This window comes from Agrobacterium sp. DKPNP3, from assembly GCF_052686535.1.
The window spans coordinates 1-24,208 of record NZ_JBQYSN010000013.1 but is presented as its reverse complement, the minus strand read 5'-3'; the positions used below and the strand labels follow the sequence as shown (position 1 = coordinate 24,208).

Sequence of the window (24,208 nt, the reverse complement as noted above, 5' to 3'; positions counted from 1 at the left end):
AGATGAATGGCCTGGTGCTTATATCTGTCTAACGGCTATAGCAGCGATTTCCTCCCGCAGCCATCGATGCGCTGCATCCTTTTCACGGCGCCGGTGCCACGTCTGGACGAATGGAAATTTGCTAAGCTGGAAAGGCAGTTCGCCACATTGGAGGCTTCCACCGCTCAAACCTTCGATGCTGCGGCTTGCTGCGGTCAACACAAGATCGCTTTCACGAACGAGGTCGGGCGCAGCGGACCAGTGCGGAATTTGGACTGCTATGCGGCGCTTGTGGCCAAGACGAGAAAGCGCTTCATCGACCTCGCTGTTATCCTGCAGCGCAACACTCACTCGGATATGCGGACGCGCAAGATAATCTTTGAGAGATAATGCTTTGCTTCCAGCCGAGTGGTCGAAGAGGCAGGCGAATGTCTCTTCGAAAAGCACCACGTTTTTGAGATCCCTGACTTGCTCCAGCTTGGGGTAAACGCCAATGGCCATATCGATCTCCCCGTCCAAAAGCGCGGCGAGGGCGCGCTCTCGACCATACGACACGATAGACAGGTCCACTGACGGGGCCGACTTTCGGAGCCGTGAGACGAGAGCAGGAAGTAGGATTGCAGCTCCATAATCCGACAGGGAAAGGCGGAAATGGCTGTTACACTGCTCCATGTCGAATGAAGTTTGATTGACAAGGGAACGCATCAGCGCAAGGGCTTCGCCGAGCGGCTCTGCAAGTTGAAGCGCCCGCGCTGTGGGTTGCAGGCCACCTTCGGCTCTCACCAGCAGCGGATCGTCAAAAATATCTCTCAGCCGTGCCAGAGCATGACTAACCGCTGGCTGTGAACGGTTGAGCCGCAAAGCTGCGCGGGAGACATGGCGCTCCTCGAGGAGTGCCTCGAGAACAGGCAGCAGGCCCAAATCGGATGGATGAATATTATTCGAATCGTGCATAGCGAGAATATTGAATATCAATTTCCATTCAATTTTTCAATGATCCAGAATTGAGAGCAAAGGAGAATCGAACATGGTCCAGTCACCTGAAACTGATCTCGGCCTGTCTCACGTAGCAATCGTCGTGGGCGACCTTGATAAGAGCATCAACTTCTATCGGGAATTCGCCGGCCTTGAGGTGATTCATCGTCGAACAGCAGGCGGCGATATCCAAGAGGTCGCCTGGATGGCCGATGGCTTGCGTCCCTTCGCACTTGTCCTAGTTGCATCTAGGAAGTTAGATGATACACCACTCGGACCCTTCGGGCATATCGGCATCGCCTGTGCCACGCCGGACGATGTGTTGCGTCTTGCCGCTGAGGCTGAGCGCCGCGGTATCTTGCGGTCTGCCCCACGCGATAGCGGGTCGCCGGTCGGCCTCTGGACGTATATTTCCGACCCGGATGGCAACACACTAGAGCTGTCGTACGGGCAGGAAATCGCTTTTCGCGCCGGTTCGCAACGCTGACGGTCGCATTGTTACTCAATGGCTGCTTGCAGCGTTTTAGTGTTCGGCAACATTCACTTTTGCCGAGAAACAACAGAGGTGGTGTCGTGATCAAAATTAGATGGTCTAACCCTGATGACAACGAACGAGTGGTGGAAATTTGGCGGGCAGCGGTAGATGCGACCCATGACTTCCTTTCACCTCAGGATCGCCATGAAATTGAAGAGATGGTGCGTGACTTTCTACCCAAGGCTCCGCTCTGGATCGCGGTCAACGCTGACGACTACCCGCTAGCCTTTATGCTGATTGACAACGGCCACATGGAGGCGCTGTTCGTCGATCCACCGTGTCGAGGAACTGGAATTGGCGCAGCTCTGGTACGTCACGGACTATCACTTCATCCTGAAATGACAACCGACGTCAATGAACAGAATGGTCAAGCGATTGGCTTTTACGAAAAAATGGGATTTCGAAGTACGGGCCGGTCACCACTTGACGGGCAGGGAAGGCCTTATCCGCTCATACACTTGAAATACGGGGAATGACGTGGGTTCCCGCGTCTTTCCAGATGACCCTTTAAATTGAAGTTCCAGTTCACCAACCTATTGTCCCCTAAACGGTGACTCGCGTGTGCGCCGGCTCTCAAGCGCTTATACAAACCGATGGTGATCCTGATTATCCCGCCATTTCGCACTTGTAAGCGCGAGTGTCGTCGCGCAACAGAAAAATTTCCTTGTCTTAAGAGCGTCATTGCTGCCGTACGGTTCACCAAGCGAAAGCTCTCTATCCATGTTCATCACACGACGAACTTTATGTCTACCCCCCCTCGTTGCAGCATTTTGGTCGCTGGAGCGGAGCGCTTGGGCCGCAAACAGCAAAGCCATTGTTGAAATGCAGCTCAAAGAGCTCGAACTCGGCAGTGGTGGTCATCTTGGCGTCGCGGTCCTGGACACCGCGACCGGCCAGATAGTTGGGAACCGTCTTGATGAACGCTTCGCACTGTGCAGCACGTTCAAGGCTCTCGCTATCGCGTTCACACTCGCTCGCGTTGATCGTGGAGAGGAGAAATTGGATCGACGAATCTTCTTTGGGGAAAAGGATCTGGTTATTCCGTTCAAGGCGACCAAACCGCACATTACCGGTGGCATGACTATAGAAGAACTCTGCGAAGCGGCGGCGGTGGTCAGCGATAGCACCGCGGCAAACCTGCTTCTGTCCAGCTTCGGCGGACCTTCTGCATTGACCGCCTATCTGCGCTCAATCGGTGATCAAACGACTCGTATCGACAAGACCGAACTGGCTCTCAATATCGTCAAGCCCGGAGAAACACACGACACGACGTCGCCGCGCGCGATGGTGGGCACACTGCAACGCATCATACTGGGCTCCGCTCTGTCACCGAAGTCGCGGGCGTACCTGACAGGGTGGATGATGGCGTCCAGAGACGCGGCCGCACAGCGCTTGCGGGCTGGTTTGCCGGCGGGCTGGCGGATCGCGAACAAGCCCGGGACGTGGGAGGGAATAGCAACCAACGATATCGGGGTGATCTTCCCACCCAATCGTTCTCCGATCGTCGTCGCGGCCTATCTCGGCAAGGCACGTGGTTCCGTGGCTGATCAGGAAGCCGTTTTGGCCGAAGTAGCACGCATCGTTACGAGAAACGCATAATCGAAAGACAGAATGCCGGCGACCGTGGAACTTATGCCGTTGCCAATCCAGCCTCCAGCGCCCGCCTTAAGCCGGCACTGAAGGCTGGACAAAAACGAAGGACATGGGGCGTCGTTCGCTTGATTTGCTTTTAGCTTCCTAAATGCCGAGCGTTTCGGCCGCCTGAAACCAGAGCCCTTCTATCCACGAGACTGGAAGGCCATCACGATCGATCGTTCGTCGCCGAGGTGGACACCTACATCCGATAGTACGATGAGAGGCGCATCAAAATAATGTCGGGATCACTCAACCCGGTCGAGTATCGTAAAAGTCTCGGCCTGAACTTATGAAACGGTCCAATCTTTTATCCGCACCCCCACCGTCTCAGCTCTGCACGAAAACGAACAATCGCTCCTTGAACGGCGAAATATGTCTTGACGTCAAGACATACTATCTCTACGTAGAGATAAATGAGATTACCTCCTCGAAATCCGGACGAACGAGCGTACAATGTCTCCTTTTCTCAGCTGAACACCTGCCGCGCTCCCGCGCGGCATTGCCCGTATCGGCGCTATCGCAACTGCGGGCTTGAGAACGCCTTTGCAGGGTCGGGAAGGTATTGCTGTGGGGGGGCCCTTCACAGCCTTCCGAGCAATCTGTCGCGTTGTCATCTCTCGGTTGGAGCCTCGCCCCTTTTTGGGAGCGACATCTGCTTCCATCCTCACATCCATCTCGTATCTTCGAACTGGCCGAAAGGAGCAATATCATGGCTTATTATGAGTCACAGGGTCGCCGCAATTACTTCATGGAGTTCGGAAAGGGCAGGCCGGTTCTGCTGCTGCACGGCATCAGCAATTCCGGCCGAGCCTGGGGACCGCAAATTCCCGCACTTGTCGAAGCCGGCTATCGTACGATAGTTCCCGATCATGCCGGTCACGGTGCTTCTGCTCGACTGTCCAGCCCGTTCAGCGTCGCGGATATCGCCGACGACACACAACGTTTGCTCGCCTATCTGGGCGTCGATGATCTGGATGTCGTCGGCCTCTCGTTGGGCGGAATGGTCGCGCTAGAGCTCGCGCTTCGACAGCCATCCAGGATACGACGGCTCGTCGTGGCAAACAGTTTTTGTAAGACGGATACGCCCGAATTTAAAGCAATGGCCGAGGGATGGGCATCGGTTTTCGAACAAGCCAATGGTCCAGAAGCAAGGCTAGAACAGAACTGGCTTGTTTCGGTTTCACCGTCTTTTCAGGCAACGCCAGAGGGAATACGCACATACCAAGTTTGGCACGGTATCGCGGCGACCTCAGACGGTGGGTCTCTTGCTCAGGTCGCTCGCGGTATCACTACGTTCGATGTCTCATCTCGCCTTCGGGAACTTTCTATGCCTATCTTGTTCATTGCTGGAAGCATTGACAGAATGTCACCACCAGAGCTCAGTCATCACATGGCCATGCAGACCCCAAATAGCGAAGTAACCGTCATCCAGGGCGCAGCTCACATCTCAAACGCTGATTCGCCCGATCACTTTACGACGCGATTGCTCGCCTTCTTGCAAGCTGGCGATAAAGCTCAGCGCGCCGCTCTGTAAGTCTGATGAGAATTTCATCCGAACCGTAATGTTCCGAACGGATAATTCGGCGGGCGAACTAACGAACAACGCGGACGATGGCGGTGTGCTTCCGCCTCGTCCTGTTGACTCTTTTTCGGCAGTGCTTCGTCATTGGAACACTGTGGCTGGCACTGACAAACCTAGGAACAAAATGCGGCGTTCGTGTTTGTGCTGTGTCGAGGATATCCCGAAGGTCGAATATTCCTGGCTGACGTTTTTTTGGAGTACAGCTAGCATCTTCTCTTGAACAATGCCTTTGACAAGAGGCTTGAGAAGAACCGTAATGGCGCGTCAAGGCCGCATTTTGTACATCCGTAAGGCAACGGCATCTTTTGATTGACGCCGCCCAGGAGCTCATGGAAGCCTTGACGAAACCGTCGGCAAGTCACGGTCGTCCTTGCTTGACGGATTGGAGTGCATTTATTGCCCGGGCGAAGCGTGAAGAACGTCGCCGCGGCTGTTTGTTTCGGGAGTGTCGACGCATTTTCTTGATCGTTTATTCGTAAACAGGCATCTCGTCCCACGGACCGGAATAGCATCTGCATCCTTATCTTAAATCTCCCGGTAATCTGGATGCTGGAAGGGGTGAGCGGCAGCGAATTCCGGGAGGTCAAAACATCTTTTTCCCAGGGCTTCGACACGTGGAAACGCGCTAAGATCCTGTTTGTAGAGGTCCGCCGTCACGATCTGACCGGCGATGCATATGTCGGCAATCGATGGCGTTTCACCAAGTGCAAATGGCGTCGGAGGGCGACGGGTCAGAAGACGCTCGTAGGTCGCAATCCCTTCGGAGGCCCAGTGGCTGCACCAGGACTTTACCGTCGCATCGTTCGCGCCCAACTGTGTTGTCAGATATTTCCGCACGCGCGGCACGACAAGCGGATGAGCATCAGCCGCCGCTACAAGTGCAAGGGCTCGAGCATACGCACGCTCCTTTGCATCCGCGGGAACAAGCCGAGGCTCTGGCTGAATGTCATCGAGATACTCTATGATGGCCAGCGACTGAAACATGACATTCCCGTCGTGTACGAAAGCCGGCACGGCATGTCCCGCATTCACGTCAGTATAGTCAGGATCGAACTGCTTACCCGACAGGATATCGACCTCGATTTCCTCAACGGCAAGCTTTTTCAGGGCAAGCGCGACACGAACTCTAAATGCGGCGTTGGACCGCCAGAAGGTGTACAGTTGCATGCTCAAATGGGTAACTCCCTTTTTTCTTGATCTTAGGCGAAGTTGCGCCGAACTGGTTTGTCCGTGTTTCACAAGTAGACATCGGTATAGAGCTCGGCTGCGTCGGGCAGCGGACTGGTCTTTGCGAAATCGACCGACTCGGCGACGATTTCCTTAATCTCCTTCTCAATCAGCCTCATATCGTCATCGTTGGCATGCCCCTCTTCAAGGATGCGGGTGCGTGAACGATTGATCGGGTCGTTGTCGTTCTTGACCTTGTCGACCTCCTCGCGAGACCGGTACTTGGCTGGATCCGACATTGAATGGCCGCGATACCGGTAGGTCAGCATTTCGAGGATCATCGGCCCGTTACCTGCGCGCGCGTGTTCGACCGCCTTGGCGCCCGCCGCTCGAACGGCGCGAACATCCATGGCGTCTACCTGTACGCCCGGAATATTAAGGGAGAGGCCGCGCTCAGAAAGGTTGAGATTGGCAGAGGCGCGCTCTACGCTCGTGCCCATCCCGTAATGATTGTTCTCGATGATGTAGATTGCTGGCAACCCCCAAACCTTTGCCATGTTGAAGCTTTCATAGACCTGCCCCTGGTTCGACGCACCGTCGCCGAAATAGGTCAGACACACGCGGTCATTGCCGCGATATTTGTTCGCAAATGCCACGCCTGTACCGAGCGAAACCTGGGCGCCCACGATGCCGTGACCACCGTAGAAACCTTTTTCACGATCGAAGATGTGCATGGAGCCGCCTTTACCTTTCGAAGCGCCTGACATGCGACCTGTCAGTTCCGCCATCACGACTTTGGGGTCCATGCCCGCCATCAATGCGTGGCCATGGTCGCGATAGGCTGTGATGACCTGATCACCTTCACCTATCGTCATTTGCATGCCCACCACCACGGCCTCCTGCCCAATGTAAAGGTGACAAAACCCTGCGATCAAACCCTCGCCGTACATCTGGCCGCATCGTTCTTCGAAACGGCGGATCAGGAGCATATCGCGAAAGGCTTTCAACTCCTCCTGCTTGGAAAAAGCGAAATTAGGATCGGCGTTGAGCTTAGGCATGTTTCATTCCTTTATAGATAAACGTAAGTGGCAGTGCGTTGGTCAAGTGCGTGAAAGCTTGAGACCGAGGATCCCTGTGAGGGTAACTGCAAGCCAGAATAACCGGACCGCTGTAGCCGGTTCACGAAAGACAACGATACCGACGACCACCGACCCGACTGCGCCGATACCGGTCCAGACGGCATAGGCCGTACCGAGCGGCAGTGTTTGCAGCGACTTACCAAGGCAGAAGATAAAGGCTGCAAGAAATGCTAAGGAAAGGACGGACCAACCCGGACGGCTATAGCCAGAAGCCATCTTCACGCTGACGGCCCAACCGACATCAAGAATTCCCGAAATTATCAGCAAAAACCACGCCATGCTTGCCGCACTCCACCATTACTTGGATCACCGCCCGTTGAACGGGGCACTGCTTAAATCGTTGACAGCGGCATGATAGGGAGATTGAACCCGTGACGCTCCTTGTGGTTTGGCAAGCGAGCGTTGCCAAAAGGCAATGGAGCCTATCGCAGCTCATCTTCGGTTTTCATTTCGACAAGGACGGATTGCAAGATTGCAAGCAGACGCTTTCTCCAGCTCAGTTTATGATCCGCAGCCTTTAATGGCCATCCGGCAATGCGAAATCGAACTTGCCGTTTTGCAATCACAATAAATCCGAAAGCCCTGAATCCCTGCGAGGTGGCAAGGTGTGAAAGACTGGAACGAATTTAAAATCGTACTCGCGATCGGAAGAGCGGGTTCGCTTGTGGGCGCTGCAAAAGACTTGGGCAATGACCACTCTACCGTCTTCCGGTGGCTAAATGCGCTGGAAGAGCGTCGTGGCGTCAAGCTGTTTGACCGGACGACGAACCGCTACGTCCCAACGGATGCCGGTGCGCAGATGATCATGGCGGCCGAGCGGCTCGAAGCAGAAATAATGACCCTGGACCGATCCATCATTGGACAGGACGAGAGGCTCGTCGGCAAACTAAGAATAACGTCGTCAGAAACGCTTGCCTATCGCATCCTCAATGAAGTATTGGCCGATTTCCGCCGAGAGCATGACGGCATCGAACTGGAACTGCTCGTCGATAACAGGCAGCTCGATCTGCTGCGTCGAGAGGCCGACATCGCTATTCGCGCCACGCGCCCGCATGAGGGTGAGCTTTTCGGGCGCAAGATCGCATCGACGCCTTGGACCTTTTACGGCAGCAGTGGCTACCTCTCAGAACGGGGAAGAGCTGCCGATGTTGAATCCCTCTCAAGCCATGTTGTGATTGGTTGGGATAGTGGCGCGGTCGCTGCTGCATCGATTTGGCTGACTGAAAATATCTCACCGCGCGCTTTCGCATACCGTTCCAGCAGCCTTATCAACCAGCTGATGGCGGTAAAGGCAGGGCTGGGACTTGCACTCCTCCCCTGCTACCTCGGCGACCCAGAACCCGATATCGAACGCGTCCAGGAGCCATTACCCGAACTTACTCGCGAACTTTGGCTTATAACGCACAGGGACCTGCGCAACACGGCGCGGGTCCGCGCTTTTCTTGATCACGTCGGTAGCGGTCTGATCGCACGGCGAGCTGTCTTGGAAGGAAAACGTGAGCGTGCCCTGGACGAAGCCAAGGCACCCGACGTCAGAGAGGCAGATGCCTCGCCCAGGACAAACGCCCTAAATGGCTAAGCCCTCCGCAGCCATCGCGCGGCGCACAGCCGGTCTATCGGCGATCGCCGACAGGTATCGAGATAGATGGGCCCACGGACCGAGGTCGATATTACGTCCCTTGGACCAATTCATGATGGTGAAACAATAGGCGTCAGCGATGCTGAAGCGGTTGCCGACAAGAAAGGTCTCAGAGGCGAAATGCTTGTCCAAGATGTTAAACCGCTCGCGCAGCTTCTGCCTCGCGACATTTGCCGCATCCTCACCATATTCCGGGTGGAACAGCCAGGGGCTGAAGATCTTGTGAAGCTCGGAACTGATGAAGGTCAACCATTCGTGGAGACGATAGTGGTCGAAACTCTCCGGCGCAGGCTTCAGCATCGCCTCCGGCTTTTTATCGGCGAGGAAGTGCAGGATGGCGATACCCTCCGTTAGTGTGCGGCCATCATCCAGCTCCAGTACCGGCACCACGCCCTTCTCGTTCACCCGCTTGAGGTCACGACCATCATTAATAAGGTGCGGATCTTTGCGGATATCGACCTTCACCAATTCCAGCGGAATATCGGCTTCGGTGGCGACAATATGGGCGGCCATCGAGCATACGCCTGGCGCATAGTAGAGCTTCATAGCTTATCTCCTGTTCGATATGTTTAGGGGAAACATAGACTGCGATCAGAAGGAAAGGCGTTGAATGATTGCAAGCGTCGATTGTCACCCTGCAAAGGACACAAAAACTTCCTTGGACAACGTGCAGAAACACTGTCCCAGGACAACCGTCTCGCGGTGGGATTATTTTTTTTGGGTCCCTGTAAGCAAATCACAATCCAGTCGGTTAACGGCTTCCGGCTAATCGTTATCGAGGGCAGCGCCATCAATCGGCAATATCTGCGAATGTGGGGTTCGGCGGATGATTGCTATTCCGCGGCAGAATACTCAAGTTGTAGAGCTACAAGATCAGCAGTTTGGCGGCCGTAGCGCTCAGCGATTTTTGCTAGTGTGACACCGAGAGACGATGCCGAAATATCTGTCTTGTTCCAAGATGATCCGCGGTCGGCTACCTCTTTCGTTTTATCTGGCACGAGCACTATACCATGCCGGGAGATGACAAAGTTCTCTCTCGACGTCGCTATCACTTGCGAACGGTACGTTCTTGACCAGGCGTCGGCGCTGAGAGCGAGCGCAATCTCGTCAAAGCCATTTGTGACGGGAACAGACAGAGTCTCGTGCCCCCAAAATGAGAGATAATTTGCAATAACCAGCCCAACACGCCGTGCGGTCAGATGAAACGGCGCAGAGTCATGTGTCGCATTCCAATTTTGAAATCCGAAATCGTTTGCGATCACTTTCGCTTTCGCATCTCCCGCAATCGCCTCAACTAATGCCAAGCTTGCCGGGATGGACGCAGTGACGCCGGTGGTGGTCATCAAATTGTGGTCTACAATATATCGCTTGTCGCGAACCCACCGTGTCTGCGTAAACTTTCCTGCTATTTTGTCGAACGCGTACCAGTGTGTTGTGGCACTCCGTCCGTCTAACAAACCTGCCCGCGCGGCTATCCACGCGCCCTCGCAGATAGCGCTGACGAATGCTCCTTTTGTAGCCTGTTCGCGCACCCAGTTGATGATCACGTCGTTCCTGTCGTCATGCATCGCTGGCACAATGACAAGATCTGCTCCTTCAGGGTGAAATGTGTCGAATGCTTCGATCGTAGTATCTGCCTCAACGGTGAGAGCAGGCATCAGACTGACCGCGCCTGCTTCAGACGAAACGATCAGGACATCGGCGATGTTCGCGGCTTTTAGAATTCCATAGGGCACAACAAGATCTGTCGTTTCTGTCCCTGCTTTGTCCGCTACGATGGCAACAAGCGGGCGAGGGTGTCCAGCTTTTACCGGAGGCAACTGAATTTGATCGGCTACCGCTGCACTCGCATGCATCGAGAGCGTCATGAGCAGGAGCAGGAAGGTCTTTCGGAAAATACGGCGCATAATTTAATCCAGAATGGCAGAATTTCCGGCACCTTATTCCAGCAGGGCATCTGGCGAAAATGTCAAACTTATCGCATATTCCGCCAATGCAGGCACGTAACGAGACATTCAGGCGGATTGCCATGATCGGCTATGACGGAGTGCAAGCCATGGATGTGGTCGGCCCGATGGAGGTGTTCGCGACAGCGAACCTCTACAAGCCTGCGCACTTCCCACCTTACGAGCTTATCCTGGCGTCCCCGAAGGGCGGATCGATTAATTGTAGTTCGGCCGGTGGTATCCGTTTTGGCGACGCAATCGCACTCGACGCTCTGCCTGACGATATCGACACGATTATTATTTCAGGGGGGAGCGAAGACGGGCTGCGGAAGGTTATATTCGAAACCGATCTGATCAGATGGCTAACATCGCGCGCCCAGCGTGTCCGCCGACTGGCCAGCGTCTGCACGGGAGCATTCGTACTAGCGGCGGGTGGCTTTCTCGACGGAAAGCGCGCCACAACACACTGGAACTCAGTGGATTTGCTCAAAAAGTTAAGGCCTGAGATCGATGTAGAGCGAGATGCAATCTTCATAGCCGAACCGCCATTGTATACTTCCGCCGGGATCACAGCAGGAATCGACTTGTGTCTGGCATTTGTAGAGGACGATTGCGGTGCGCAAACAGCGCTTTCTGTATCTCGGCAGTTGGTTCTGTTTATGCGAAGGCCAGGCGGACAAGCTCAGTTCAACCCAGGACTTGCAACATCGCTTACAGCGGAACCGCGCATGCGCAGTTTAATGAGTGAAATTCTGGCAGATCCGACCGGCGACCTTTCGGGTCCTGTCCTCGCATCGCGGATCGGGATGTCGGAAAGGACTTTTTCACGCTCGTTCCGAAGAGAAACAGGCACGACGCCAGCCCAGTTTGTAGAAGATGCCAGGATCGACCGAGCAAAGATGTTGCTTGAGACGTCTGATTGGCCACTGGCTCGTATTGCCGAGCGTTCTGGTTTTGGCAGTTTCCACTCCTTACACCGCGTATTTCAAAAGCGGCTCGGAGTTACACCGGGTTTTTATAGGGATCGCTTCGGAATAAAGTGAGAAGCTATCGGGGCGCTTGCGCGAATGACCCTTTCCGTGAGACCGGTCGCTCAGATCATGTACTCCTGCTTGGCTGTCACGCAGCCTTACCACTTGGTCTCTCGCTCACCTGTTCAACTCTTCTCGTTGCATTTAAATGTGGGTGGCACTGGGTAGGAAAGCTGCGACATCCGACGCTTCGAAGTAATAAAGCAGCGCTTTCACGGTTGACTCTTTTCGGATGAAGGTCGCGGCGAGGCGGTGGTTGCCGTTATCGATGCGAACCGGCGATCGGTCCATTGCATCGACAGCAATTCGTATCCGATGTTCATCATCCGGGAGTCCGTTCTGAACGAAGAAGGCGATACGACGGATGTGGAAGTCGCGGCTGCTAGGGCCGTGAAGATTGTCTTTCACGCCGTCCCAGTGCTGCATTTCCAGATCACCTTGCTTGACAGCGCACCTTACATCGCTCTCTAGAATCGTCCCGCATCCCCACAGCGCGCGGCTTCATCACCTCTGTCATCGGCCGTCGCGCAGGAGCGAACTTGAGCCCCTAGCTGACGACTTCTAAGGACGCGGCAGTGAAGCGCGAATGACCGATGTGTGGTCATGATTTGCTATTCGGCAAGGTAATCCGTCATGTCCGCTGTTGGCGCATTTTTGCCATCCATGTCATGTGGCAATCTTCGGAGGTGCCGATCATAATTCTGCATGTATTTCCTCCAATGCGAGAATCTCTAGTTTTAGCACTGCCCGACTGACGACCTAAAAGCGGCCCGAGATCCCGGCTTTTGCGCCGAGTGATTTTTCGTCATTTGCTGCGAAATTAAAAAGTATCCCGGCATCAACACTCAGGCCGTTCAAAGTATTCAACGACAGGCCAGACGAGACTTGCCCAAAGGCACCAGAGCCATTGATTCCGGAGAAACCTCCAGTAAGTCCTAACTTCGGTGTGAGCTTCATCTCATTCTCGAGTGTAAACTGGCGAGCAATCTCAGCGCCGAGGCTGGCGCGCAGCTGCTTTTCAGTAAAGCCCTCAATTCCGATCTGATCGTTCTGCCCATTTGTCACGGAGTATTCCTCGACCGTTTCGGAGAAGTAGACGGTCCTCAGTTTCGGGGTCACTGTAGTTACCTCATCCAGATTCCATTGGCCGTTGATCGAAGTATCCAGCATCCAGCGGGTCGTATCGAAACTGCCGTCCCAAAATTGTTTGTCGATCTTGTTGGAAGAGCCGCCATAGAAGAGACTGGTATCCCAGAAAACGCCCTTGCCGATCTCGAAAGAGGCGTAAGGACCGGCGAGCCAACCGCTGCCGGTCAGCGTAGCGTCTTCATCCGTCGGATCTATCATATGTTCGTAGTGGAAGGAAAGGCCGATCAATATCTTCTCGGAGAGCAGGTAGTCGGTGCCAACCGAGACCATGGCAAAGCTGCCCCACTTGCTGCCGTTCACTTCCTTGTCATTATGGGCCAGGAAAGTGGAGTCAATCCAGATGTTAAAAGGCGATACCTCCCCGCTCGCAACGCCATCGTTTTTACGAGCAGCCTCTATCTGGGCAAGGCTGGTGGAGAAGCCGAGCGTCATACCCTGTTCTGATGGCATGATGCGGGTTGTCACGGGATCGGTGGACTTGGCGACCTGGCGGCGTTCGAGCAGGCCTGGGACCCTGATCGTTGAGGCGATCAGGTTTTGGCGAGCCTCGATGAAGTCATGGACGAGGCTATCGACATGAGTGGCTACCTTGGCCGGATCATAGCCGATATTATAGATCACGGTCGCGGTATTGGAAATGCCGAGCGCGCTTGTGAGCCGGAAGCCGACATGGACCTGGCCGGAATAAGCAGGGTTGGGATTGAATTTCAGATACCAGCCGGTCGGCGTTGGGCCGCCCGCTTGAGCGAATTCGCCGTTGACGATGCTGGCGGATCCAGCGTTGGCGGGCACAACGTAGGTTAGGTCGCCTGAGACGAAGGGCCCACCGGTCGCACCAGCCGCGAGATTGACATTGGCCGGCGTGGAACCAGCCGCAACATTAACGACCTTGTCATCGACAGTGACGGCACGCGACTTCACATGGAGCGTATAGCTGGCCGTCCCAGTCGCATTTTGCGCATCGCGCACCTGAAGTGTGAAGCCGTAATCGCCTTCCGTTCCCGCATTGAGCGAGCCGCTTAAGGCCCCGGTCGAGACGTTGAGGATCATTCCAGGCGGAAGGCTTCCCGATGCGATACTATAGGTAAGCGGAGACGTCCCACCTGCGACCGAGATCGGCGGGTTATAGGCTTCGCCGGCCATGGCTTCGATCAGAGGGCCGCCTGGCGGCAAGAAGGTAAAGGTCGCGACAGCCGTTGGATTGATTGTCAGACTATAGGCGGCCGTCGCAGATGCGGCATTCGCGTCCGTTGCGGCGATGGCGAAGTTATAGTTTCCGGCAGCAGTTGGTGTTCCAGTGATCGCACCCGTCGAAGCATTGAGTGTCAGGCCAGTGGGCAGTGTTCCGGTGCTGACGGCGTAATTGTACGGAGCCGCTCCACCGGAAGCCATAATCGCCTGGCTATAGGCCGTATTGGACGTTCCAGCCTGAAGTGTTCCTCCTGCTGGGGAGATGGCCAATGTAGGACCGGACACCGTGATCGCGACTGTCGCTGCGGCACTGGTGCCCGAAGCATTTGCAGCGGTGTAAGTGAAACTGTCAGAGCCTGAAAAACCTGCCGTCGGCGAGTAAATAATCGTCGTTCCAGTGGCAGTTGCCGTCCCATGGGTCGCCTGAGTAGCAACTGCCACCGAGGCCGCCGCGCCCCCGGTGATGTTCAGCGTGATCGGGTTGGCCGACGAGTTGGCCGAAACCGTCGCAGAGGCTGCACCAGCGACCGGTGCCTGATCGCCTATTACGATCGAGTAGCTTGTAGATCCGGTGGCATGGTTGGCGTCGGTCGCAGTGATCGTGAAGTTATAGGTGCCGGTGGTCGTCGGGGCACCGGATATTACACCGGTCATAGTGTTGAGCGTGAGCCCGGGCGGAACCGCACCGCTATAAGTATAGCTATAAGGGGCTGTTCCACCTGACGCGTCAACCGTCTGGGTGTAAACCGCTGCAACCGTGCCGGAGGCGAGCACTGCGGAGGAGGGAGTGAAGGTGAAGAGCGGAGCAGAAACTGTGATGGCGACTGTCGCCGCCGCACTGCTACCGCTGGAATTCGTTGCAGTGTAGGTAAGACTGTCAGAGCCAGAGTAGCCTGCCATCGGCGTATAGGTAATCGATGTGCCTGAAGCTACTGCTGTCCCGTGGGTTGCTTGCGCAGCAACCGCGACCGACGAGGCGCTACCACCCGTTATGTTGAGCGTAATGGCTGTGGCACCTGCGTTACCAGCAACTGTTGCGCTGACCGGGTTCGCGACAGGTGCCTGAAGGGCTACACGAGGCGTAACAGAATTTGATGCAGCAGATGTCGATCCGTTTCCAACATTGTTAGTGGCCGCGACTGTGAAACTATAAGCAGTGTCGTTGGTCAATCCGGCGATGGTGATCGGGCTTCCCAGGCCGGTCGCGGTGAAGCCGCCCGGGCTGGATGTGACAGTGTAGCTCGTGATCGTCGTGCCGCCAATGTTACTTGGAGCGGTGAACGTGACCGTCGCCTGTCCATCACCTGCCGTCGCGGTTCCGATCGTCGGTGCGCCGGGGATAACAGCATTGACCGAAAAGCTCTGAGACACTGTCGGGGCAGGGAGGTTGGCAACGTTCCCAGCCTGGTCTGCATCAATCGTGCAGGTTCCGATGCTGACGAATGTCAAAGCTCCGCCATTAGTAATGGTACAAACGGCGGTGGTGGACGAGATAAAAATCGGCGTCAGCCCGGAAGACGCTGTCGCGGTTAGCGTCGGCATTTCCCCGAAATTCTGCGCTCCCGGATTGGGGAACGTGATCATTTGTGCGGCCTTGGGTGTAATCGAGTTCGATGCCGATGAAGCTGGACCGGTCCCTGCGCTATTGGTTGCAGTGACGGTGAATGAGTAGATTGTTCCGTTCGTCAATCCGATGAGCGTGATCGGGCTGACGCTTCCGCTTGCGGTTGCTCCACCTGGACTGGCGGTAACGGTGTAGCCGACAATAGTCGCGCCACCATTGCCGGAGGGTGCCGTAAAGGAGACGGTAGCTTGCCCATCGCTGGCGGTCGCCGTACCGACGGTTGGCGCGCCAGGAAGAACGGCGTTGACGGAGAAGGACTGCGAAACTGTTGGAGCGGCGCTATAGGTATTATCACCCGCCTGGTTGGCACTGATTGTGCAAGTTCCAGTGCCCGTGAAAGTGAGTGCGCCTCCGCTGGAGATAGTGCAGACGCCTGTCGTAGACGAGCTGAAAGCAACAGTAAGGCCAGATGTGGCAGCCGCCGTAAGAGTGGGCGTGGTGCCGAAACTCTGAGTGCCTGGATTGTTGAAGGCGAGCGACTGGCTCGCCAGAGCGCCGGTAACCGTCAAAGTTGCGGATCTTGACACAACAGCGACACCATCGCTCCCTGTAACAACGACACGTACGATCATACCGTCCATACTTGAGTCCGCTGGAACAGAAACCGTTGGACTGCGCTCCCCCGTCGTGCCTGGCATATCGTTAGCGGAGATTGGGCTCCAGGCGGGCTCTTCGTAGGTGTATTGCCAACTGTAGCTCACGGCGTCGACAGCGTTCACGCTGAACGTTGCTGTCTGACCATCAGAAACCCTCACGTTGCCAGGGGATGAGGTTATCGACGCCCTCGAAGCTGCGAAGACACCGCTGGCTGCAAAGGCTGCAACCAGGCATGTGAGTAAGAATACGAAAGAAGTTTTAATACCTTTTCTCGCATTACGAATTGAGATTTGCTGCACGTAGGCCCCCGCCATAATTATCTCAAAGCCGACGATGCATGCTGGTCGTCTCGGGCTGATAGTGTCGGAAGGATGTCGTTGGTGGCACAACACCATGTTCCGCGAAACAAAGGCGCTGCAGGGCCGGACAGGAGCACTTGTCCGCCCTGCACCCACTCGACAAGGACGGATCCGCCGTCGCATTCGACCTCGACATGCGTATCCAGAAAGCCGCGCCGAATACCGTTGACGACTGCTCCAAATGAGCAGGAGCCAGATCCAAGTGGAATGCCGCCGCCTCGCTCCCAGATACGCAGCCAAATCTTCGAACGGCTGCCCACTCGCACGAAATGAACGTTGGTCCGTTGGGGAAACAGCGGATGGCGTTCGATCTCGCTGCCAAGTCGCCCAACTAGGTCGTCATCAAGATCATCCACGAAATAGGTGCAGTGGGGATTCCCCATACTACAGGCGCTGGGGTCAGCTTGAAGAGGCAGCACAAGCGTGTCCATGTTGCTTAATGGCACGTCCCGCCAATCCAGTAACGGCTCTTCCATGGTGACCGAAATAAGATTGCTGCTGTCTCTCGTGCAGGTCAGGAGGCCATGATTGGTTCGGACTGTGACCGAAGAAACGTCAGCTTCCTGCATGAGTTTGAGAGCAACCCCACGCGTGGCGCTCCCGCAGGCGTTGAGTGACGAACCATCTGAATTGAAGAACTGGGTTTGCGCAGCTGCATGGTCGCAATCTGAAATCGTGGCAAGCTGGTTAAAGCCGATACCCCTATTTCGGTTTCCCATGCGCGCTACGACAGTCCGATCAATGTGCACGGGTTGGTGACGCCAATCAACGATGGCGAAATCATCACCATTCGCGTGCATCTTTTCAGAGTTAAGCTCCATCTGCGTCCCCAGAATTGTGGACCGCTTGAACGATAGCTTGGGCTAGAAGTTCTGGAGCGTGGACATGGGCAAGATGACCTTGCCCCAAGAGACGCGTCTGCACCGCGTGTGGGATGGCCGAGGAGAAGCGCTCAAATGCGGTACCATAGGGCGCGCGGCCGCTGTTCTGTTCACCCAATATCAGTGTGATAGGGCAATTGATCGAGGCGTAAGCGGCATAACTCGGCTCAAATAAATCAATTGCAGACAGTTCACTGCCGAGTGGCTGTGCAAGCCGACATAGATCCGGCCATACAGGCGTTTGCCGAAGCGCGTCAACATAATCCTGATCAAACCCGGATACGTCGCGGTTGATGATTTCGACGGCCCGATCGGTGTCACCTTGTGCGAGAGTGTAAAGGATGGGTTGGATTGTCTGCGGTGCAAATGGTCTCGATACTGGCTCGTAAGCGGTAAGTGAGCGGATCGGCAAACCCTTGGCCGCGGCCTCAAGCGCGATGAGACCACCATAGCTCCAGCCGAAAAGATGAACGGGCTCTCCTACGGATTTCACAACCGACGCCAAATCTTCTATCTCAGTCCTTACGTCGTAGTTCTCACCAATGGGACGGCTGGGCGCGCGCCCGCGCCTGTTGACGATAAAGATCGAACAAGCCGTAACGAGAGCATCAGCAACTGATATCCATGATTGCGCATCCGCCATCACACCTGGAACAATTACCAGCGGGACACCGTTGGATGGGCTGTCGAAAGTCACTATTCCATTTCTATCTGTAGCTTCGTATTTCACGTGAATTCCTTGCGTGTAAGAAGTTCTCGTTGGGGCTATCAACTGGATCCGCCACGCAGGAGAGCTGTCCGCCCTTCAATTGCTCGAATAACGGCGATCATGTCGTCATCACCTAATCCGATCGCCTCGGTTTCCGCATAAAGTGCGAGTGACGCCTGCATGAGCGGCAACGAGGTCGCCGTTTCACCCGCAGCGTCCATGACCAATCGGCTGTTCTTTAAGACGTCGGTGATGGCAGCCTGACGCGTGAAGTCGCCGCGAACCAGTTTCGAAATCTTGATGCGTGACACATCGCTCGCCATTGGACCCTCATCAAGGATGGCGGCAAACTGCGTGGGGTCCAGATTGTGCGATTTTGCAAAATGCGTTGCCTCTGCAAGTCCCGTCACAAGCGTGATCAAAAAGACGTTCACGGCAAGCTTCATCCGCAACGCGCCAGGAATCGCCCCGCACTCGAAAACCTGCCGGCACATGGGCGCTAGTAAAGGGCTGATTGCGGCAACATCATCGGGCTCACCGGCGAGCATCGCCACAAGTTGTCCAGATTCCGCTGGCTTGCGTGAGCCCGATACCGGAGCCTCAACAAAAGTTCCACCGGATGTTCTGATGTCATTGCTTAGGGCGAGCGAGTAGCCAGGAGGCATCGTTCCCATCGAAACGACGGTTTTTCCTTCAACACGCGATGCAAAGTCTGGTCCGCCACGGTCGAGTACCTCGTCCGTCGCTGTCTCGTTGGCAAGCATCAGGATAATCGTCTGGCAGTGTGCAAAGACGCTAGCCGCATCAGACGCGACCTCGGCACCTGCAGCGACGACCTCATCGGTCCGGCTTTGCGATCGATTCCAGACCATGAGAGGCGTCCCCCCCCTGAGGAGGTTCAGTGCCATTGGCGTTCCCATGGTGCCAAGGCCCATGAAGCCGATCTTGTTTAACGCACTCATGATTGATCTCACCTTGTCGCGCTTAGCCGTAGCGCAGAGATATTCTTAAGAATATCAAATTAATCGATAATCTCACTTCACAAAAACTGATTTGTTATATTGGTGATGTCGATAAAATTTCAGGCCGCACTCGAAGCCTTCATAAGTGCGCACCAGAATCGTATCCCGGTCGAAATGATGGCATCGTTAAAGTCATAGGTAGGATTGTGAAGGGGCGCACTATCGCCATTTCCAACGAACAGGAATGCCCCCGGCCTTTTTTGGAGAAAATACGCGAAATCTTCCGACGCGAGTTGCGGTGCAGTTTCGGCGTCCACGGATTCAGTACCAACCAACTCTCTTGCGACGGACGCGGCAACCTCTGTCTGTGCGGAAGTGTTGACGGTCACAGGATATTGGCGAGTGTAGTCCACCTTAATATTAACATTATGTGATAAACCCACTGCTTGAGCGACTGTGTGGAGACGCGTCTGAACCGCTTCGCGTGTTGTCTCCCCAAGTGCGCGCACTGTTCCTCTAAGTATCGCGTCACTGGGAAGGATGTTTTCAGCGGTGCCGGAATTGAAGCAGCTTACGGACAGTACGGCTGCTTCGAGCGGATTGACGTTGCGTGCTACGATCTGTTGCAAGGACTGCACGAGCGAAGCGCCCGCAAGTATGATATCATCTGATAGGTGAGGCGCCGCCGCATGCCCCCCAAGCGCATGTAGACGGACAGAGAAGGTGTCCGACGCGGCCATAATAGCTCCACTACGAAAACCGAAGCTTCCTGAAGAGATGCCTGGCATGTTGTGCAACCCATAAATTTCATCGATTTTGAAACGATCAAGCACGCCGTCGTCAATCATCGCTTTGGCTCCGGCGCCACCTTCCTCTGCCGGCTGGAACAATAAAACGGCTGTGCCTGCAAAATCACGATCAGCCGAAAGTTTACGCGCTGCTCCTAGGAGTATCGCGGTATGCCCATCATGGCCACAGGCATGCATCCGACCAGGATGGTTTGATTGATAGTTATGATTTGTTAATTCTGTAATTGGCAATGCGTCCATATCAGCTCTCAGCCCCACGGATTTACCATTTTTCTTGCGGCCTTTGATAGTCGCAACGACGCCACTTTTTCCAACGCCAGTGGTGATACTGTCGACACCAAATTCGCGTAGGCGCTCAACCACGAAACTTGAGGTTAAAGGGAGGTCGTAAAGGAGCTCCGGGATACGGTGCAGCTTGCGACGCCAAGTGATTGCATCGGCTGAAGAGTCTTCCATCGAATAACATCCAGTAAAAGGTTGCGAGCGCTACGCGCTCTACAATCAGTGGAACGTTGCTTAGATTGGGTTGCGGTTGTCGGAGACGCCATTCTTCGGGTCCTCGTCTCGATGAGCTGCGGAGATACGAGGGAGAAACGCAGAGCCACCCCTATTCACTACAAATAGCAAACGTTGGCCGTTTCTTACGGCCAACGTAGCGGCAACTCTCAGCCCGAAGTCGCTATTTATTGCGGCGATTCAAATTGGCAAACCAGCCTTGATCCGTCGACGGACATTCCTGTCCCGAGGGTAGCCGAGAGTCGCTGGAAATCCAGCAATGCGGGGGCCGCCTCCTCTGCGTCCTCTATAAGGATTGGCATCCCATCCGAATTGCATTGTGTAACCCGGAATTCGATCTCTTCAATGTGCCCTTGCTCTATAGAGATTGAGCAAACCATCGACCATGGATCGATTTGGGAAAAGATATCTTTTTGGACCGATGTAGCATTTGCCCAGTCCTGCTGCGCGATATGATTGCCTAGACTGTATAGGATCGGTTTCCCCCGATAGGTTTCGATCCCCGCAGGGCTATGGGGATGGTTGCCAAGAACCATGTCGGCACCTGCGTCGATAATAGCGCGTCCTAGGGGTTGTTGATATTCCGCTCTAGGATTGCCGCGTCCATATCCCCAGTGGACGCTCACTATCATAACGTCCACAGACGGTCGCAGATTTTCGATTTGCGCAATGAGATTATCGACATCTTCCTGGACAGCGCGACTTCGCATTTTCATTGGGGCTCCCGGCTCAGTTGCCAATAGCACGGGATGAATCTCCGGCCATTGCTCGACACGTAGTGGCGAGATGCCGGGGCGGTCCACAAGCGCCGCGTAATCCGGAGGCAATAAGCAGGAAACCGCTAAAATTCCAACCCTGGTTCCCGCTATTTCAACGAGCCGCGGAGCTTGTGCGGCGGCAAGATCATTTCCGCCGCCGACCGTGGTTATGCCCGCACGATCCAAGTGCGAGAGAGTATCTTGGAAAGCTGCGATGCCAAAATCTCGAGTGTGATTGGTCGCGACGGTCATGAGATTGAAGCCGGCACGCGCCAAATCGTCAGCAACGGATGGATCCACCAAGTAAGCGATGGGAGAGTCGGTCCGATGGCCAGTGTTCGAGAACTGCACCTCGCAGGAGCCCCACACCAAATCGCCAGAACGCAGGTAATCCATTGTTTTTTCGTAGTCGGGATACACCGGAATGCCGTCACGATAGAGCCGATTCCTAACTACAATGTCACCGGCGGCCGAAAAACGCAGCCTTGAAACCATCTTGTCACCCATTAAATATTTTTATGATGTATTATCATTTGCCTACTTTACGCGATAAATCAACATAAAATTGGACTTTTTTTATCTTTCTCTCGATTCCAGACGTCAGCCACCAAAATTTATTGATCTAAAATATTTTATTGATATATTTTTTATGCGGGCGGGAACATTGACGATCGTCAAGCACGCCTTCTCAGCTTAAAAAAGGGGATTATCGAAAAATGAGCATCGACCTTCATGCGGACGCGACAGCGTCCGCGCAACGAAATTTGGACCAGACCTACCGGAAAGTCTTTTGGCGACTGGTTCCCATACTGATGGTACTCTGGGTTTTGGCTTGGATTGATCGCGTTAACGTCAGCTTCGCAAAGCTACAAATGATGCAGGAATTGCAGTTCAGTGATGCGGTCTACGGTTTTGGAGCAGGCATATTTTACATTGGCTATCTGCTCTTTGAAGTGCCAAGCAACCTGCTCCTTCAAAAGATTGGTGCGCGTAAAACGATAGCCCGCATCGCGATAGGTTGGGGGGTTATCTGCATGCTGATGGCACACGCTTCAAGCCCAGCGATGTTCTATACACTACGTTTTTTGCTGGGAGCGTTCGAGGCAGGCTTTTTCCCAGGCGTGATCATGTACCTGACGCTCTGGTTTCCCTCAGAACGCCGCGCGAAAGTTTTCGGAATTTTCATGTCCTCCGTTGCACTCTCAGGGGTCATCGGAGGACCGCTTGCGGGATCAATTATGTCGCACTTGCATGGATATCTGGGCAATTCAGGTTGGCAATGGCTATTCCTTCTTGAAGGTTTTCCCACTGTGCTGATCGGCTTCTTCGTATTAAAATATCTTACTGACAAAGTGGAGGATGCAAGTTGGCTCACGTCGGAGCAGCGAGTAGACTTGCGTGAGGATCTTGACCGGGACAGCAAAAAGATGGGGAAACGCCAGCATTCTCTCATACTTGCTCTTCGCGACAGGCGCCTTTGGATTTTCACGGCAGTCTATTTTCTGGTTATTATCATGAACGCGACAGCGGCTTTCTGGGGGCCGACAATCGTTCGGGAGGCTGGCTTTAGTGATATTGCCACCATTGGCTGGGTGATTTCAGGGATATCGCTCTTTGGCTCTGCGGCAATGATCTTCAATGGTCTGATGGCAGATAGGACGCAACGTCCGCTCGCCCAATGCGCCGGCTCTATAGTTGTTGGCGGCCTCGCCTTTATCGTGCTCTCTATGCCCGTTTACGCCAGCACACCTTTGACCATCGTGACCTTCGCGTTTGCCTTAGCTGGTGCATACGGTGCGATCCCGGTATTCTGGCAGATGCCAAACAAGTTGTTTTCTGGCACAGCTGCCGCTGCAGGAATTGCTATTATCAACTCATTCGGCAATTTGGGGGGCTTTCTTGCGCCATACGGTCTCGGTCTTCTGAAGACTGAGACGGGTAGCGTCACGCTAGGACTTCTGACGGTGGGCATCCTTGGATTATTCGCCGCGGTTTTGTTAGCACTCGTTGTCCGTCGGTTCATGCAGTCCGAAATTGATAACATCTCGCGCAGGGTATGAGCCGAAATCCGGCGCCGCCTTTTCAGGAGGCAGCGCCATTCTCGGGAGTTGACTTTATCGCCGCGGCCTAGTGACTCTACATGGATCAGTTAGCCTTGCAAAAAATGTTCACAACGATCAATAGCTCGCTCTGCAAAACTGTCATTTGTCCGGAGCCTTCATGAAAAGATCTGTCTCTGCACCTAAACAATCTTTAGGCGATCGCGTTTACAGTGACCTGCGTGCTGCCATTACGCTTGGAGAGATACGTCAAGGGATCGTGTTCAACGAAGCTGACCTTATAGCGCGCTACAAGGTCAGTTCATCGCCACTACGAGAAGCTTTAACCCGTCTGCGACAGGACGGATTAGTCAGGGTTATCGCAAGACGTGGTTACGCGGTTACCGAACTCAGCCTCAAAGACTTCCACGAACTCGTTCAAATGCGGCTAATCATCGAAGGTGCAGCAGCCGAACTGGCTGCGCCCCGCATATCTGATGAGCACATAGTTGAGATGAGGCGTATCTCCAAAATTAAGCTCATTGCCGGCGACACGTCGAGTTACCGCAACTTCATGCAAGCCAATCAACATTTTCATGAAAAGATCGCTGAGATTGCGGACAACGCCCGCTTACTCCGCGCCACCAGTCAAATATTTGATGAAATGCAGCGCTTGCTCTTTTCAGACATCAGGTCTGGAGACAGCGATGAACTGGATCACGACCACGATGAGATCATCGAAGCGCTAGCGATGCGTGATGGCCGCAAAGCGCGCAATGCGATCATAAACCACGTAAAACAGTCTCGCGATCGCGTCATTGGGCGGATGATGCGTCAACACAAGGATTTCGCTGAGAGCGACATTTTTGGTTAGGTCCACGTGGACGTTCAACGTGCCCAGTCCCAAACTGACTCGCGCTCGTTCAACTGCTGTGAGAGGCGTCGTTAGCCGCTGCGCATAAAATCGTTCTGTGAGCGTCTGCAAG

Annotated in this window: 21 protein-coding genes and 1 pseudogene; 9 read left to right on the top strand and 13 right to left on the bottom strand. The window is 54.6% G+C overall.

What is annotated here, in order from left to right; translation table 11 throughout:
- Nucleotides 1-18: 18 nt before the first annotated feature.
- Nucleotides 19-954, bottom strand: coding sequence for a LysR family transcriptional regulator (locus ACUTJJ_RS05965; protein ID WP_445541610.1), 936 nt, complete (start codon nt 952-954; stop codon nt 19-21).
- 52 nt (nt 955-1,006) lie between these two features.
- Here ACUTJJ_RS05965 and ACUTJJ_RS05960 point away from each other — a divergent pair, with 52 nt between their 5' ends.
- The 5 genes and pseudogenes from ACUTJJ_RS05960 (at nt 1,007) to ACUTJJ_RS05940 (ending at nt 4,658) form a co-directional block, all read left to right on the top strand.
- A complete protein-coding gene (locus tag ACUTJJ_RS05960; RefSeq protein WP_445541609.1) occupies nt 1,007-1,441 on the top strand; it encodes a VOC family protein in 435 nt (144 codons plus the stop codon).
- An 86-nt stretch (nt 1,442-1,527) separates the two neighbouring features.
- Nucleotides 1,528-1,965 (top strand): acetyltransferase, encoded by a 438-nt coding sequence (locus ACUTJJ_RS05955; RefSeq protein ID WP_445541608.1) that lies wholly within the window; start codon nt 1,528-1,530, stop codon nt 1,963-1,965.
- 244 nt (nt 1,966-2,209) lie between these two features.
- Complete coding sequence (gene bla, locus ACUTJJ_RS05950) at nt 2,210-3,088, top strand: class A beta-lactamase (RefSeq protein ID WP_445541607.1); 879 nt, start codon at nt 2,210-2,212, stop codon at nt 3,086-3,088.
- A gap of 153 nt (nt 3,089-3,241) precedes the next feature.
- Nucleotides 3,242-3,417: pseudogene (locus tag ACUTJJ_RS05945) on the top strand (IS3 family transposase); the annotation flags it as partial.
- 416 nt (nt 3,418-3,833) lie between these two features.
- The gene (locus ACUTJJ_RS05940; protein ID WP_445541606.1) at nt 3,834-4,658 is read left to right on the top strand and encodes an alpha/beta fold hydrolase; all 825 of its coding nucleotides are present in this window, start codon (nt 3,834-3,836) and stop codon (nt 4,656-4,658) included.
- 573 nt (nt 4,659-5,231) lie between these two features.
- On the opposite strand, the gene maiA is transcribed toward ACUTJJ_RS05940, so the two are convergent.
- From maiA to ACUTJJ_RS05925, 3 genes are all read right to left on the bottom strand, one after another.
- Nucleotides 5,232-5,873, bottom strand: a complete 642-nt coding sequence (gene maiA, locus ACUTJJ_RS05935; protein ID WP_445541653.1) for a maleylacetoacetate isomerase — start codon at nt 5,871-5,873, stop codon at nt 5,232-5,234.
- Between the two features lie 68 nt (nt 5,874-5,941).
- Nucleotides 5,942-6,931, bottom strand: coding sequence for a pyruvate dehydrogenase (acetyl-transferring) E1 component subunit alpha (pdhA, locus tag ACUTJJ_RS05930; protein WP_367187369.1), 990 nt, complete (start codon nt 6,929-6,931; stop codon nt 5,942-5,944).
- Nucleotides 6,932-6,973: 42 nt separating this feature from the next.
- Complete coding sequence (locus ACUTJJ_RS05925) at nt 6,974-7,291, bottom strand: DMT family transporter (protein ID WP_445541605.1); 318 nt, start codon at nt 7,289-7,291, stop codon at nt 6,974-6,976.
- Between the two features lie 328 nt (nt 7,292-7,619).
- Here ACUTJJ_RS05925 and ACUTJJ_RS05920 point away from each other — a divergent pair, with 328 nt between their 5' ends.
- Nucleotides 7,620-8,591 (top strand): LysR family transcriptional regulator, encoded by a 972-nt coding sequence (locus ACUTJJ_RS05920; RefSeq protein WP_445541604.1) that lies wholly within the window; start codon nt 7,620-7,622, stop codon nt 8,589-8,591.
- Here ACUTJJ_RS05920 and gstA read toward each other — a convergent pair.
- The gene (gene gstA, locus ACUTJJ_RS05915) at nt 8,580-9,197 is read right to left on the bottom strand and encodes a glutathione transferase GstA (protein ID WP_445541603.1); all 618 of its coding nucleotides are present in this window, start codon (nt 9,195-9,197) and stop codon (nt 8,580-8,582) included. The two genes, ACUTJJ_RS05920 and gstA, sit on opposite strands and share 12 nt — an antisense overlap.
- Nucleotides 9,198-9,484: 287 nt before the next feature.
- Complete coding sequence (locus tag ACUTJJ_RS05910; RefSeq protein WP_445541602.1) at nt 9,485-10,558, bottom strand: DJ-1/PfpI family protein; 1,074 nt, start codon at nt 10,556-10,558, stop codon at nt 9,485-9,487.
- A gap of 122 nt (nt 10,559-10,680) precedes the next feature.
- Between ACUTJJ_RS05910 and ACUTJJ_RS05905 the strand changes: the two genes are divergently transcribed.
- On the top strand, nt 10,681-11,640 hold the full coding sequence (locus ACUTJJ_RS05905; protein WP_445541601.1) for a GlxA family transcriptional regulator: 960 nt from the start codon (nt 10,681-10,683) through the stop codon (nt 11,638-11,640).
- A gap of 132 nt (nt 11,641-11,772) precedes the next feature.
- Here the strand turns inward: ACUTJJ_RS05905 and ACUTJJ_RS05900 are convergent, their stop codons facing one another.
- From ACUTJJ_RS05900 to ACUTJJ_RS05870, 7 genes are all read right to left on the bottom strand, one after another.
- Nucleotides 11,773-12,054, bottom strand: a complete 282-nt coding sequence (locus ACUTJJ_RS05900; RefSeq protein ID WP_445541600.1) for a hypothetical protein — start codon at nt 12,052-12,054, stop codon at nt 11,773-11,775.
- 333 nt (nt 12,055-12,387) lie between these two features.
- Nucleotides 12,388-16,488, bottom strand: coding sequence for a putative Ig domain-containing protein (locus ACUTJJ_RS05895; RefSeq protein ID WP_445541599.1), 4,101 nt, complete (start codon nt 16,486-16,488; stop codon nt 12,388-12,390).
- Between the two features lie 17 nt (nt 16,489-16,505).
- Nucleotides 16,506-17,369: a diaminopimelate epimerase gene (dapF, locus tag ACUTJJ_RS05890; RefSeq protein ID WP_445541598.1), complete on the bottom strand. Its 864-nt coding sequence runs from the start codon at nt 17,367-17,369 to the stop codon at nt 16,506-16,508.
- Nucleotides 17,359-18,159, bottom strand: a complete 801-nt coding sequence (locus tag ACUTJJ_RS05885; RefSeq protein WP_445541597.1) for an alpha/beta fold hydrolase — start codon at nt 18,157-18,159, stop codon at nt 17,359-17,361. The genes dapF and ACUTJJ_RS05885 overlap by 11 nt, the downstream gene beginning before the upstream one ends.
- Nucleotides 18,160-18,197: 38 nt before the next feature.
- Complete coding sequence (locus tag ACUTJJ_RS05880; RefSeq protein ID WP_445541596.1) at nt 18,198-19,073, bottom strand: NAD(P)-dependent oxidoreductase; 876 nt, start codon at nt 19,071-19,073, stop codon at nt 18,198-18,200.
- Nucleotides 19,074-19,219: 146 nt separating this feature from the next.
- A complete protein-coding gene (locus ACUTJJ_RS05875) occupies nt 19,220-20,365 on the bottom strand; it encodes a M20 aminoacylase family protein (protein WP_445541595.1) in 1,146 nt (381 codons plus the stop codon).
- Between the two features lie 227 nt (nt 20,366-20,592).
- Nucleotides 20,593-21,690 (bottom strand): CapA family protein, encoded by a 1,098-nt coding sequence (locus ACUTJJ_RS05870; RefSeq protein ID WP_445541594.1) that lies wholly within the window; start codon nt 21,688-21,690, stop codon nt 20,593-20,595.
- 209 nt (nt 21,691-21,899) lie between these two features.
- Between ACUTJJ_RS05870 and ACUTJJ_RS05865 the strand changes: the two genes are divergently transcribed.
- Together ACUTJJ_RS05865 and ACUTJJ_RS05860 are read left to right on the top strand one after the other, a co-directional pair.
- Entirely contained in the window at nt 21,900-23,243 is a 1,344-nt protein-coding gene (locus ACUTJJ_RS05865) for an MFS transporter (protein ID WP_445541593.1), read from the top strand.
- A gap of 160 nt (nt 23,244-23,403) precedes the next feature.
- Nucleotides 23,404-24,096 carry a GntR family transcriptional regulator gene (locus ACUTJJ_RS05860; protein ID WP_445541592.1) on the top strand — a complete coding sequence of 231 codons (693 nt, stop codon included), beginning with the start codon at nt 23,404-23,406 and terminating at the stop codon, nt 24,094-24,096.
- Nucleotides 24,097-24,208 lie beyond the last annotated feature (112 nt).